The sequence below is a fragment of the Nocardia sp. GTS18 genome (genome assembly GCF_013839555.1).
Taxonomy (GTDB): Bacteria; Actinomycetota; Actinomycetes; order Mycobacteriales; family Mycobacteriaceae; genus Nocardia; species Nocardia rosealba.
On the sequence record NZ_JACBIU010000024.1, the window covers coordinates 1 to 13,111 of the forward strand.

A 13,111-nucleotide genomic window follows, 5' to 3' on the forward strand; every position below is an offset into this window, starting at 1 on the left:
TGTTACGGCGGTTATAGCGGTGGGGAAACGCCCGGTCCCATTCCGAACCCGGAAGCTAAGGCCACCTGCGCCGATGGTACTGCACTCGACAGGGTGTGGGAGAGTAGGACACCGCCGGACAATCATTCACGAAAGCCCTCTGACTACGGTCAGGGGGCTTTCGTCGTTTCTGGACCAGATTCAGCCGCCGGCAACGGCCGGAATAATCATCACCTCGGTCCCTTTCTCGACCGCAGTTTCCTGACCGTCGAGAGTCCGGCATTCGTCACCGTCGACATAGAAGTTCACATACCGGCGCAATACTCCCCGTTCATCCCGCAGGCGTCGTTCCAGCCCCGGATACTGCTCACGCAGCGCATCGAGCACCTGGCGCAGATCAGCCCCGTCGATGTCGAGTTCCCTTGCGCCGTCGACGTATGTACGAAGCACCGACGGCAAACAGACGCGCGCCACGGCCCTTATCCGATCACTGCGGCGCGCACACAGAGCACGTCCGGGAGCTTGTCGGCCACCAGCTGCCAGTGGTCGCCTTCGTCCGCACTGCAGTACACCTCGCCGTTGCGGGTGCCGAAATAGATGCCGGTCGGCTCGGCATCGTCGGCGCACATGGCATCACGCATCACCGCGGCCCAGAACGGCACCTCCGGCAGCCCATCGCTGAGCGCCGACCAGGTCTGCCCACCGTCCTCGCTGCGGTAGACGGCGCATTTCGCATCGGGCGGAAATCGAAAGCGATCCATGTCCGCGACCAGCGGGAACGTGTAGATAACTCCGGGCCGCCGCGGGTGCGCGACGATCGGAAACCCGAAGTTCGACGGCGGCAATGCATCATCGATCGCCTGCCAGCGCTCCCCGGCATCGGTACTACGGAACACTCCGCCGTGGTTCTGCAAATACATCGTGTCGGGATCCGCGGCGTCGAGCGCCACCTTGTGCACGCACTGCCCCCATTCCGGTAACTCGCCCGGCATGAAGTCCGCTGTGACCCCCTTGTTCGTGGGGCGCCACGATTCCCCGCCGTCGGTGGTCTGATACACCCCACCGGTCGACATCGCGACAGCCATTCGCCGGGTGTCCGCCGGGTGCGGAAGGATCGTGTGCAGTGCGAGTCCGCCGCCTCCCGGCTGCCACTGCGTGCGATGCGGGTGGTCCCAGAGTCCGCGGACCAACTCGAAACTGCGCCCACCGTCCTCGGAACGGAACAACGCAGACGGCTCGACTCCCGCATACACCACATCCGGCTCCGCCTCGGTCGCCGGCTTGATCTGCCAAACCCCTTGCAGCGCAACATCTGTGTCGTCCGGAAACGCCAGCGGCGCGTCGTCCGGCTCACTCCACGTCTGCCCGAGATCGTCGCTGACCACCAACGTTGGACCGAAGTGACTGTTCAACACCCCCGCCAGCACTCGCGGCGTCTCCGATCGTGTGTCGATCGCCAACGCCTTCACATCGGCAACCGGAAACTGCGGCGGCGATACCTCCCAGGTCTTGCGCCCGTCCCGGCTCCGTGCCAGAAACAGCCCCTTACGAGTCCCTATCCCGAGCAACACGTCCATCGCAGACCTCCAGGTGGTCACCGCAACGCTGACGAATCTCGACGTTACTCTTCGACACCGACAAGCCGAAGGGATCGCGCCGAGCGGTCCGAATTGCTCTGCGAGTGTGCCGACCCACGCCGCCGGAGGTGATCCGCGACACGCTTGCCCGTCCGATTGTGCCCTCGAGCGGGGCGAATGATTGCCGGTGTCGATTCGATCGATTAGCGCACCGGCTGGTCGGCTGACAGGATCAGCCTCGCAATATGGGCCAGGTGGCTGCATTCGCCGAATGGCTCGCACTCCGGCCCGGGTAGAGATGTGGTCGGAAAGGAACGCCGGGGTTGACGACGGATGCGCGAGCCGAAGTGGGGAACTTCCTTCTCGGAGACCGGTTCGCCTGTCTGGCGGGTCGCTCCGCCTGGCGCCAGGGCGGAATTACCCATTGCCACTACGACGTGCTCGGCGGCGAAGAATCCGCCCGCCTGATGGCCGCCGACCTGGCCGAATTCGTCGGCGCCGCGGACTGGAGCTCACGAAAGTTCACCAGCTTCATCGCCACCTTCGAACAGCCCCGCGGCGTCGACGAACTCCGCTTCGAAGAACTCCTGTGGCAGCACCTGCAGCTCCTCCACGAGGCCGACGCGCAACGCTTCGCCTGGGCAGACGGCTGCTCCTCCGACCCCCAATCCGAAGAATTCAAATACAGCGTCGCCGGCCACAAATTCTTCGTCATCGGCCTCCACGAAACCCACCGCCGCCTCGGCCGCCGCCCACCCTTCCCCATGCTGGCCTTCAACTCACACGACCAGTTCGCCCGCATCAAAGCCGACGGCATGTGGGACCGCCTGGCCGACAAGATCCGCAAACAAGACATCATGCTCCAGGGCGACATCAACCCGAACCTGGTGGAGTACGAAACCCTCTCCGAAGCCCGCCGCTACTCCGGCCGCCCCAAACCCGTCGACTGGCAATGCCCGTTCAGCGCTCGTCCGGCGCTGGAAGGCGCGGAGGCTCAGCCTGCCTGAAATGCCTGACTGCGCGATTACCTCGCCGACTATTGTGCGAGGGTGCCCGCCTCCCTGCTGTTCTGCTGCGACCCGCTGAACCCGCGAAAGGTCGACGACCACTTCGCCGAGCAGGCCGAGAGCGCACGAGCCGCGGGTGCAGCTGTCGCGCTGCTGGACCACGACGCGCTGCTGACCGGGGACATCGATGCTGCTGCCCGCCGTGTGGTCCCCGACAGCGGAGAGCTGTGGTATCGCGGCTGGATGATTCCCACGCAGCGATATCGCGAACTGGCCCAAGCGCTTTCATCCCGCGGCTGCAGCCTGGCCGTCTCACCGGACCAGTACGCCTCAGCCCACGAACTGCCGGGTTGGTATCCCTCGTTCGAGGAGCTGACGCCGCGATCTGTCTGGTCGGCGACAGGACCCGGCAAGATCCCCGATGAATCGGCACTCGCACAGTTGGTCGCGCCGCTCAGGGACGGTGCGGGGATCGTCAAGGACTACGTGAAGTCACGCAAGCACGAGTGGGACACCGCCTGCTTCATTCCCGACCTGCGGGATTCCGAGAACCTTAGACGGGTCGTCGAAAAATTCGTCGAACTGCAGGGAGAGTTCTTGGCAGGTGGACTCGTGGTGCGCGAGTTCGAAGACTTCTCAGACACGGCGGGCAGCCCCGCCTCGGAGTCCCGAGTCTGGTGGCTCGACGGAGAACCCATCATCATCGGCCCGCACCCCGACAACCCGACAGTCCACGTCGAACCGGACCTGACCGCAATAGCGCCGACCGTCTCCCGCTTCGGGCGCCGCTTCATCACCACCGACGTTGCCCGTCGCGTCGACGGGGTGTGGCGGGTGATCGAAGTAGGCGATGCCCAGGTCAGCGACCTACCCGCAACCGTCGACCCCGCCGTGCTGATCGGTCCGCTCGCCAACCGGTGACACGATCCGTCCGTTTCAACTCCCGCCCAGACCGCTTGACCCCGTCGACGTTCACATGCGGCGCGCCGAGTTGATCGAGGTGAGCCAGGAAGGCAACGGTTCGCGGGCAGCGAGCCACGCCGAGGGTACTCCGTTCACGGTACCGGTTCCGGTATACGCGGCGACGATTCCTCCGGTAATGGCGCAGGTCGTGTCGATATCGCCGTCCGCTTCGATGCAAGCGGCGACAGCTGCCGGGTAGTCGTCCAAATATGTTGCGGCGGACCACAAGGTGAAGGGCACCGTGTCCTGCGCCTTCACCCGAGACCCGTTGCCCAGTTCGTGTGCGGCTTCCGCGACGGTCGCGCCGAGCAGGTCACGAGCGCGGTAGACACCTCGTGTCGTCTCGCCCGGTTCGAGATGCTCCAGGACGATGGTGAGGAATTCTGTTGCAGTGGGCCGAATTCGGGTGCGGCGGGCATGAGCGGCCTGCCCCGCCGCAACGGCCACGGCGACCGCGCCGAGCACTCCGTCTGGGTGCATGTGAGTCACCTGTGCCGACCGGACTGCTTCGCGTGACAGCCCGTTGCGGATCATCCCAGTAGTAGGCGCCCAGCGGGGGGACCCGCATAGCCGCGCCGTTGCCGCAGGACCCCTGACCTTCGAACGTGGCTGCGGCTGTTTCTCGCCAGCGCGCACCGTCGCGGATACGGCGAAGCGTCGTGACCGTCGCATGCCCGTAGTCGCGTTCCGGAGAGAATCGGCGCGCGAACTCGATGGCCAGGCGATCCTGGTCGATGTGCTCGTGGCGGCGTAGTTCGGCGACCAGACCGCAAGCCATCTCGGTGTCATCTGTCCAATCCCACGGCCCCCTCGGCGGCCTACCCGACCGAAGATCAGAGAGCGACCTCCCCATGATGAAGAACTGCGCCCCCAGCGCATCGCCGACCGAGAGCCCGTCGAGCGAATCGAGCATCAGTGCCACGCGGTCAGCGTCAGAGTTCGCCTGCCGTCTCCACCTCATCACGCAATCCTCGTATCAGGGGTTGATCGGGTTGCCGATGGGGTCGAACAGGGCGACCATCCGGGGCGAGTCAGAGAGCTTCGTTTCCACCGAGCTGTCGTCGGTACGGGTCTCCGTCCTACTCGACCGATCCGGAAGCGGTCTGTTTTGCGTCTGTATAAGTGAAAGGACCTGGGGCGAAGTGGCTTCGGAGCAGATCTGTAAGGGGAAGACATGTCCAATCTCGATGAGCGGATGAGACTGGCGGTCGAATGGTTCGAGCGTTACCAATTCTCCGATGGGGCGGGTGGGGCCGGGTGGGGCTGGATTCACGACGTACCGCCGAATCCGCAGAACACCGCCGAAGTGGTGTGCGCACTGACCGCGGCGGGGATCCCGGTGCCACGTGCCGACGAGGTGCTGCACCTGGTGCGCAGGCAACGGATCGTGCCGCCGACAGCGGGTGCGGGTGAATTCACCGGGCCGATCGACATCGCGTGGCAGTTGCGGGCGATACATTGTCTCGGCGTGCCGGACACGGATCCTGATGTGGCCGAATGCATTCGGCGGCTGATCGAGGAGCAGGACGCGGAATCTGGCGGGTATCGGATGTCGGGGTGGATCGGTCCGGTGTCGCTCACCGCGACGTCCGCCGCGATGCACGCCCTCGCACCTTATGCGGCGACAAACGAAGAGGTCGCCAAGGCCACACTGCGTGGGGTGACGTTCCTGGCGTTGACGATGCTGTCCGATGACGTCCGCGCCGAACCCCTGTACACCGCAGCGCACATCGTGACGGTACTGGCGCGCCCGGAGTTCGCGTCGGTCGGCGGCAAACGGGCGCGACGGGCGTCGGAACTGGCGATCGAACGCATTCTCGACGCGTTGGCCGACGGTGGGAATTGCAATGGGGACGAGTACTTTCTGCGTGGCGACATCGCGCACACGTGGCGTCATCTCGGCCTGCACTCGGCAGTGGGCGCCCTCCTCGTCGCGGACGGCAAGCTGATCTTCCATCCGGCGGTTCGCGCCGCACTCACCTCGCTGTTCGAGCTGCAGGAGACCTCGGTGCGGCTCCCGAGTCGTGGTGGGTTCAGGACTTCGAGTGAAGGTTTCGTCACCGCGTACTCGACGACATCAGCCGTCGAGGCGATGGTGCACGCCCGGGCGGCCGTCGGCGAAACAGCCAATCCTGGAAAGATTTTCGACCTGATCTGCCGAGCCGACGGCGCGCACCACAGCGACGGTCAGGTGCTGGCGAAATTGGGACGGCAGCGGCTGATCATGAACAGCTTTGCCGGCTTCGCGGTGTTCCTGTTGGCGCTGACAGCGGGGTTGACCATTGTGGCCCACGGTGCGGAGTTGAACGCGAGGTACGAGAATCCGGACTGGCCGGTAAAGCTGGCGGCGAGGGCGCTCGTGATCTGGGGGACAACCGTGATCGCGTTCGGCACCCTCACCTGGCTCACCAGCCGGTTTCCCAGTTCGTCGTCGCGCGTGGTTGCGGCGGCTGTCTTCGGAGGGTTCACTGCTGTAGTGCTGCCCATCGTGACCTATGCGATTTGACCGTAGCCCGGTCGTCCTACACCCGAGCGTCGCCGTGGATCATGCTCGCGGCGACGCTGGTGTGGGGCGCGTCGAGCGCGGCGTTGGCAGCTGTTGAAGGTGCCCTGACCTCCTCGGCGCTGGTCGCCGCAGGTGGCGGTGCGACGCTGCTGCTCATCGCGGGAGTTCGTCGTCAAGATCCGCTGCGGATCCTGCGGGAGTCGCCCGGGTTGTATATGCGACTCGGCGCGCTCGAAGCGGCCAACCTGATCCTGTTCGTCGCCGCGCTGAAATGTGGTCCGCTGCCCGTAGTCGTTGCGCTACACCTGATCGCGCCACTGCTCTTGCTCGCTGCCGATATCGTTCGCGGTCGACGGCGGCTGACATCGTTGGTTGCGATCGAATTTCTCCTGGTCGGTGCCGCAGTAGCCGTTGCGGTGCCAGGTAGCTCGAGTGAGATCCGCACGGACAGAGCACTATTGGGTTGTATCTTGGCGGTCGGCAGCGCGGTGTGTGTCGCGATGCTGGTCAGCCTGATCGCTCGCGAGTCGGCGCAGCGGCCGACGATCGCGTCGGCCGGCTGGCAGCTGGTCGTGGCCGGAATCCTCGGCGCCGCACTGATATTCACCGACCCACCCGACCCACGTACCGCCGGTGCGCTCGTGCTCGTCGGTGCGCTACTACTCGCCCCCGGTTTTGTGCTGTATTGGCGCGGTCTACGCGGACTCGACGCGACGAAGGCCAGCATCATCGGACTCAACGAGGCAGTGTTCGCCGCGGTGGTGAGTGCGATTTTCACGGATACACCGATCACGACGGGCGCGGTGATCGGCGGGCTGCTCGTCCTGGGCGCGGTTGTGCTGGACGACAAATCTAGACAGACGCCGCCCTGACCCTTTCGACGAAAGCAGCGCACTCCGCCTCTGATTTGTCTCCCTCGGCGTCGTCGACACCTGAATTGACGTCGACACCGAAAGGCTTCACAGAATCGATCGCCGCACGAACATTGTCCGGCGTCAGCCCGCCGGCCAGGACCACGCGCTTGCCCCGATCCTTCTGTGACTCGACGATCTTCTTGCTGATTCGCCAATCATGCGTCTGTCCCGTCCCACCGAGTCGCTCCGAGGTGCGCGAATCGAGCAGGATCACGTCGCAGTGATCGACTATGTCCTCGACGTCGGAGAACACGCTTTCGTCAAGGACGTGCACCGCACGAATGATCTCCCGTGTATCCCTGCGTGCATACACTTTCTCGAGATTCTCAGGGCTCACCAGGCCGTGAACCTGAATGGCATCCACGTCGATGCTGTCGGCGAGCGCCAGAATCTCGTCGGCCTCCGTCAGGTGGGTGACCAACACGCGTTTCACCGACGCTGCGAGCTCGCGGGCCAGTGCGGACAGCTCGCGCGCTTCCACAGCACTGAGCTCATCCTCGCTGAAATGAGTAAGACCGCAGATGAACCCCACAGCATCTGGCCGCGCACGTAGAGCCCGGCGCAGGTCGCCTGCTGACCTGATGCCACAGATCTTCACCTGAACGGGCTCTGTCATGACGCCCAGCCTAGTGAGGTCACAGGGTATCCAGCCACCTGGGACGTCCAAATTGCAGATGCTGTTCGACACTGTCCGCCGGTGCTGATTCGATCGAGGTCGTCGACTTACAAGTGCGGCTGTCAGCGCCGTTCACTGCCCTGTCGGGATGGCCGCTATCCCCGCGAGAACGAGTGCACGCCAATGGCAGGCCGTCCGGTGGTTCGTCGCCTGGAGTCTCCGGACGCAGCAAATCGACCAGTCGATCAGGGCTCAGACACCGATGCCTCGGCTCCTCTCGATGAAGCGGATCATTCCGCAGCTCAGACCGTCGTCTCAGAGGTCCTCGGGAGGTCCAGATGAGGGGCGTCGTGGTGTAGCGCTGAACAGCTTCCAGACGATAGCGTTTCGAGGGTTGATGGTTAGGGCGAGGAGAACTGGTGCGGGGCGTGGTGGCAGAGGCAGATCTTGTAGATCGCGCGGCGCGTTTGTTCAGGTTCCTCGCTCGTGTGCAGGGCGTCGGGGTGACAAGGGTGCAGGACGCCGCCGACCTCGGCGTAGTCGAATGGCTCGGGCAACTGCCGGACCATCCGTCGGTACGGTTCAGCCCGACCAGTGCCGACTCTCCCTTTCTCCTGCTGGACAAGGTGCACCGGACTGCGGCCGTCGAGCCGCCCGACGCTGCTGTTCGCGGCTGGTTGGCACCGGGTCGACTGGACGACCCCGATGACGAGCCGTCGCTGCTTCAGCGTCGTCTGGACAGCTCAGGCACGCAGACCCTGCTTTTGAACGAGTATCCGGACGTTTCCGAGGAGTTCGGCCGATGGCTTGCTCGATGGCGGGATTGGGCGGCCGGCGCGCGTATCGAGGAGGCCGCGCTTCGCCTATACCGCGCGGTCTACCAGATGTACTCGGACGTGAACGCCGCGGCGGAGTCCAAGGAAGCGGTCCTCGCACTCGGCTGCCTGGTCTGGCGTAGGCCTGGATCCGGAACGTGCCGACGCCATGTGCTGACCATGCCGGTCAAGCTGGATTTCGACACCGACTCGGGTCGGTTGACGGTACGCGTGGACGGTGACGGACGGGTCACGGTGGAACTCGCCGAATTCCTGGACCCGTCCGAGATCGCCGATCCCGGCCTCCTCCGAACGTCGGAACGTGAGCTCGTCGACGACGGGCTGGAGCCGTTCGACCGTGCGACGATCGCCGGACAGATGCGCCGTCTGCTGCACAGTCTCGGTCCTTCGTCGAGCTACCGGGACGAGGATGTGCCCGCGAATGCCACCAGCGATCCCGTCGGCTTCTATGCCCCTGCACTGATCATGCGTTCGCGCGGTAAGCGAGGCCTGACCAGGGTTCTCGACTCGATTTCCGATCGGATCCAGGATCAGCGAGCGGTGCCGAGCGGAATCCGCAACCTGGTCGACCCCGCCTACTCGCCGACCATGGTCAAGTCCGGGGAAACCGGTGCGATCGTCCGTGACGGTGACGATTGCTTCTTGCCACTGCCGTTGAACAGCGTGCAGCTCCAGATCCTCGAGCACGTCGATTCGCATGCGCACACGATCGTGCAGGGCCCGCCCGGAACGGGCAAGACCCATACCGCCGCCGCACTCATCACCCACCTGCTGGCGCAGGGTAAACGTGTGCTCGTCACCGCGCACACCGATCGTGCGCTGGAGGAGGTCCGCGGCAAGCTGCGCGAAGAGATGCAGGGCCTGTGTGTCTCGGTGGCAGGTGCTTCGCGCGACAACTTCGACGATCTGAAACGCGCTATGGAGCGCATTGCTCACGAGGCCGACCGCCACGATTCCCACCGTGCGCAGGCGACGGTGAAAGCCGCGCAAGCCCGCGTTGCCGATCTGTGCGCAGCCCGCACGGATATCCGAAAGCAGCTGCTGCAGTTGCGCGAAGCCGAGGTCGTACAGCACCAGTGTGGTTCGTACGAAGGCACGCTGACCGAGCTGGTCACGCGCCATCGGTCCGAAGTGCAACGATTCGACTGGATCAGCACCCTGGACCCAGCCGAACCCGGCACCGTTCTGCCTGTCTCAGCGGCGGAAGTGGCGCAGTGGCGCTCTCTGCTGCTGGATTCCTCGCTCGAAGATCCCGAAGCGAAAGCACCGGATCTGATCACCACTCATGATGTCCCGCCCCTCGACCAGATAGCGCTGTGGTCCGAACGTCTGCAGAAGGCCGAGTCGCGAGTGAGGTCCTGCTCGGAACAGGGCTCGCCTCAGTGGATAGAACGCATCGTTGCACTGAATCCTCCGACGCGCTCGGAGCTGCAGGCGATGGTGCAGCGGCTGGATCGGGAGTTGGGCGACCTCGCAACGAGTCCAGACGCCTGGGTCCGAGATGCGTTGGCCGACATCAGTCGTGGACGCGCAGGTCTCTGGCAGGACCGGGCGATGCGGCTGGCGGGGCTCACCCAACCGGCGATGCAATTGGTTGCCCAGGTCGGAATATCGCAGGTACGAGTGACCGGCGGCGATACCGCTGCACTGGTCGCGCTCGCCGAAGCCGTTCGCGCACATATCGAGGCCGCTGGTCCGCTCAAGGTCGGCGCGGATGGGATGCCGAAGATCGGTTTCGCCCTTGGTAAGAGCCGCGTGCTCAAGGACGCCGCACCGCTGTTCGAGCATGTGCGGGTGGACGGGCGTATCCCGACCACGTCCGAGCAGCTCGGTGTATTCCTGCATTTCGAGGCGATCGAACGACTGCTCGGCCAGCTCGACGAGGTGTGGGTGGGGACCTCAGCGACACCGGTCACCGGCAGCCCGACGATCCGGCTCACCTGGCATCGCGAACATGCCGAACAGCTGAAGCGGTTACTGAGTTGTGGTTCCGAATTGTCCGAGGCCGGCAGGCAATTGCGCACCTTCGGCATCCCCGAACCGGACTGGTCCGACGTGAAAGCACGCAAGACGATTTTCGCGTCGTTCGACGCAGTTACTTCGATCGATGAGCGGCAGGCCGTACAGCATCTCTTCGAGACGGTATGCGCCAAGCTGAACGCGCTGCGCTATCAGCCGCATGCGACGGCCAATCTGCAGGAGCTGTATATCGCGGTAGAGCGTGGCGATGTCGAGGCCTACCGCCGCGCCTATCAGCGTCTCGGTGAGCTGAACATGTTGCGGCGCAAATTTGTTCAGCTGCACGAGACCGGTGCCCGGATGGCGTTGTTGCCCCGCCTGCGGGACGCGGTCACGGCGACCGCCTCCGATCCGGTGTGGGACGATCGCCTCGCTGACCTCGAAAGTGCCTGGGAGTGGGCGGGGTTGGGGCGATGGTTGGCGTCGCACGAGGACGACACCGTCAACGAGTTGTTCAGCCGTCTCGACGACATCGAGTCGTCGTTGCGTAACGAGGCATCCGAGCTCGCGGTGACCAAAGCCTGGGACTATGCCGTGGGACCTGACCGCCTCACCGCGAACACCCGGGTGGATCTACGTCAGTACGCCCAGCTGGTCCGTCGCCTCGGCAAAGGCACGGGCGCTCACGCGGACCGCCGCCGCGCTGAGATTCGCGCGACGCTCGCCCGATGCCGTTCCGCGGTACCGGTGTGGATCATGCCGATCTACCGTGTCGTCGAGCAGCTCGATATCGAGCAGGACATGTTCGACGTCGTTGTTGTCGACGAGGCATCGCAGGCTGGTGTGGAGGCGGTATTCTTGCAGTACCTCGCACCGCGGATCGTGGTGATCGGCGACAACCGGCAGGTCTCGCCGTCGGGCGTGGGCGTCAGGATCGACACGGTGAACGGGCTCGGCGAGCAATATCTGTCCGACAACCTGCACCGGGCGACATGGACCGACCCCAAGCGAAGCCTGTTCGACGAAGCCGCGATGCGCTTCCCGTCGCGGCTCACCTTGCTCGAACATCGTCGCTGCGTGCCCGAGATCATCGGCTTCTCGAACAAGATCGCCTACGAAAAGGACGATGTGCGTTTGGTTCCGGTGCGGTTGTACGGCGCGGATCGGCTGCCTCCGATTCGGACCGAGTACGTCGCGGACGGCGTCAGCACACCCGGCAACGTCAACGATGTCGAAGCCGATCGGGTCGTCGCGCGCATCCTGGCGTGCCTGGCCGATTCACACTACGACGGCAAGACTTTCGGCGTGATCTCCTTGCTCGGCACCGCGCAGGCAGAAGTGATTTGGAAGAAACTGCTGGTCAAGGTTCCGCCTGAGGAAATCGCGCGTCGTAAACTTCGCTGCGGCGACGCGGCCGACTTCCAGGGTGCCGAACGAGATGTGATGTTCCTGTCGTTGGTGAAGTCGGCGGGGCCGGAGTCCAGACTGGTCGCCCGAGCCGACGAATCGGCGACCCAGCGATACAACGTCGCGGTGTCGCGTGCGGCCGATCAGCTGTGGTTGTTCCACTCGGTTACAGCCGAGCAGCTCAAGAATCCCGCCGACCTGCGCTATCAATTGCTCGACTACTGTCGCACGATCGAGACCGCGCCTCGCGAGGTCACCAGCGGGGTATCGAAACCGGTCCCCGAGGACAGACCGGTATCGCCTTTCCGTTCGTTGTTCGAGCAACATGTCTTCAACCGGATCGTCGATCGTGGCTACCGAGTGGTCGCACAATACGACGTCGGCGGGCATGCGCTCGACATGGTGATCATCGGCGGCAATATCCGGGTCGCGGTGCAGTGCGATGGGGACAAGTGGGCGGGGCCGTCCGAATATCAGCGGTCGATGGCCTGGCAGCGTGATCTGCAACGGTGTGGTTGGCCGTTCTTCCGAATTCGGCAGTCGCGCTTCGTATCCGATCCGGAGGCGAGCCTAGCGCCGCTGTGGGAACTGTTGCGTGAAGTCGGTCTGAAGCCGGTGTCGGCCGAGAATATCGTGGAACCCGAAGTGGCGCCGTCGGTTCCAGTGGCAGACCCGCTCGCCGACTTCGATTGGAGCAAGCCGGAACCCGGTCACCGGGCTGATGAGACCGAGCAAACCTCGCCACGGGACGCCGCCGATGCCGATGTCCGATTCGATACACCGCATTCTCTATCCGTACCTTCGGTACAGGTAGAAACAGCTGGTGCGCAGGACTATTCGGCCTTCAGTGGATTGGTGTCACCGGTGTCCCCGGCCACGCCGGTCGATACCATCGTCGATGACCTGTTGCGCGTCGTCGAAGTAGAAGGTCCGGTTACCGCCGGGCGCCTACGCTCGGTGTTTTTCCGCAACACGTCGGACGGCGACGCGTCGGATCGCAGCGCAGCGTTGGATCGTGCGCTGCTTGCAGCTGTCCAACGGGGCGTCCTGATCGTGGACGATTTCCTGGAACTGCCTCAGCCGCAGTGGTTCACCTACCGATCACCCACCCAGCCGGAAACGAGACGGCGGACGCTGGGCGCTCGTTCGATCGAGGAGATCCCACCGCGTGAACTCGCACAGATTCTGGCAGACAGCGCCGATTCGACCGGTTGGGATGATCGACGGGCGCTGATGCAAAGGGCCGCGAGCGATCTGGGCCAGCAGCAGTTGACCGATCGGGCCATCTCGATGTTCGCCCTGGTGCTGTCGAGTGTGCGTCCAACGCCCGCGGCTGCCGGATGAGAT

9 protein-coding genes, 1 rRNA gene and 1 pseudogene are annotated in these 13,111 nt (G+C 64.4%); 6 read left to right on the forward strand and 5 right to left on the reverse strand.

Going from position 1 to position 13,111, the window contains the following annotated elements; all coding sequences use genetic code 11:
* Positions 1 to 3 precede the first annotated feature (3 nt).
* Positions 4 to 120: ribosomal RNA gene (rrf, locus tag HYG95_RS18210) — 5S ribosomal RNA — on the forward strand.
* Positions 121 to 180: 60 nt separating this feature from the next.
* Here rrf and HYG95_RS18215 read toward each other — a convergent pair.
* Positions 181 to 453 carry a MoaD/ThiS family protein gene (locus HYG95_RS18215; RefSeq protein WP_181699302.1) on the reverse strand — a complete coding sequence of 91 codons (273 nt, stop codon included), beginning with the start codon at positions 451 to 453 and terminating at the stop codon, positions 181 to 183.
* A 5-nt stretch (positions 454 to 458) separates the two neighbouring features.
* Positions 459 to 1,556: a sialidase family protein gene (locus HYG95_RS18220; protein WP_181699304.1), complete on the reverse strand. Its 1,098-nt coding sequence runs from the start codon at positions 1,554 to 1,556 to the stop codon at positions 459 to 461.
* A 323-nt stretch (positions 1,557 to 1,879) separates the two neighbouring features.
* Here HYG95_RS18220 and gntA point away from each other — a divergent pair, with 323 nt between their 5' ends.
* Together gntA and HYG95_RS18230 are read left to right on the forward strand one after the other, a co-directional pair.
* Positions 1,880 to 2,563, forward strand: coding sequence for a guanitoxin biosynthesis heme-dependent pre-guanitoxin N-hydroxylase GntA (gntA, locus tag HYG95_RS18225; protein WP_181699305.1), 684 nt, complete (start codon positions 1,880 to 1,882; stop codon positions 2,561 to 2,563).
* 42 nt (positions 2,564 to 2,605) lie between these two features.
* Positions 2,606 to 3,484, forward strand: coding sequence for an ATP-grasp domain-containing protein (locus HYG95_RS18230; protein WP_181699307.1), 879 nt, complete (start codon positions 2,606 to 2,608; stop codon positions 3,482 to 3,484).
* A gap of 51 nt (positions 3,485 to 3,535) precedes the next feature.
* Here the strand turns inward: HYG95_RS18230 and HYG95_RS24900 are convergent, their stop codons facing one another.
* Both HYG95_RS24900 and HYG95_RS24905 read right to left on the reverse strand, forming a co-directional pair.
* Entirely contained in the window at positions 3,536 to 4,006 is a 471-nt protein-coding gene (locus tag HYG95_RS24900) for an ADP-ribosylglycohydrolase family protein (RefSeq protein WP_255495489.1), read from the reverse strand.
* A gap of 88 nt (positions 4,007 to 4,094) precedes the next feature.
* Positions 4,095 to 4,487, reverse strand: a pseudogene (locus tag HYG95_RS24905) (ADP-ribosylglycohydrolase family protein); the annotation flags it as partial.
* Between the two features lie 213 nt (positions 4,488 to 4,700).
* On the opposite strand from HYG95_RS24905, the gene HYG95_RS18240 reads away from it, so the two are divergent.
* On the forward strand, positions 4,701 to 6,032 hold the full coding sequence (locus HYG95_RS18240) for a hypothetical protein (RefSeq protein ID WP_181699309.1): 1,332 nt from the start codon (positions 4,701 to 4,703) through the stop codon (positions 6,030 to 6,032).
* Positions 6,029 to 6,904, forward strand: a complete 876-nt coding sequence (locus tag HYG95_RS18245; protein ID WP_181699311.1) for a DMT family transporter — start codon at positions 6,029 to 6,031, stop codon at positions 6,902 to 6,904. Before HYG95_RS18240 ends, HYG95_RS18245 begins: the two co-directional genes overlap by 4 nt.
* On the opposite strand, the gene HYG95_RS18250 is transcribed toward HYG95_RS18245, so the two are convergent.
* Complete coding sequence (locus HYG95_RS18250) at positions 6,885 to 7,562, reverse strand: phosphoribosylanthranilate isomerase (protein ID WP_181699312.1); 678 nt, start codon at positions 7,560 to 7,562, stop codon at positions 6,885 to 6,887. The two genes, HYG95_RS18245 and HYG95_RS18250, sit on opposite strands and share 20 nt — an antisense overlap.
* A gap of 419 nt (positions 7,563 to 7,981) precedes the next feature.
* Between HYG95_RS18250 and HYG95_RS18255 the strand changes: the two genes are divergently transcribed.
* Positions 7,982 to 13,108 carry an AAA domain-containing protein gene (locus tag HYG95_RS18255; protein WP_181699314.1) on the forward strand — a complete coding sequence of 1,709 codons (5,127 nt, stop codon included), beginning with the start codon at positions 7,982 to 7,984 and terminating at the stop codon, positions 13,106 to 13,108.
* Positions 13,109 to 13,111: the final 3 nt, after the last annotated feature.

Coding starts and splice junctions, on each gene's coding strand:
- HYG95_RS18250 (WP_181699312.1), bottom strand. CDS start 7,562: ATGACAGAGCCCGTTCAGGTGAAGATCTGTGGCATCAGGTCAGCAGGC.
- HYG95_RS18220 (WP_181699304.1), bottom strand. CDS start 1,556: ATGGACGTGTTGCTCGGGATAGGGACTCGTAAGGGGCTGTTTCTGGCA.
- HYG95_RS24900 (WP_255495489.1), bottom strand. CDS start 4,006: ATGCACCCAGACGGAGTGCTCGGCGCGGTCGCCGTGGCCGTTGCGGCG.
- HYG95_RS18240 (WP_181699309.1), top strand. CDS start 4,701: ATGTCCAATCTCGATGAGCGGATGAGACTGGCGGTCGAATGGTTCGAG.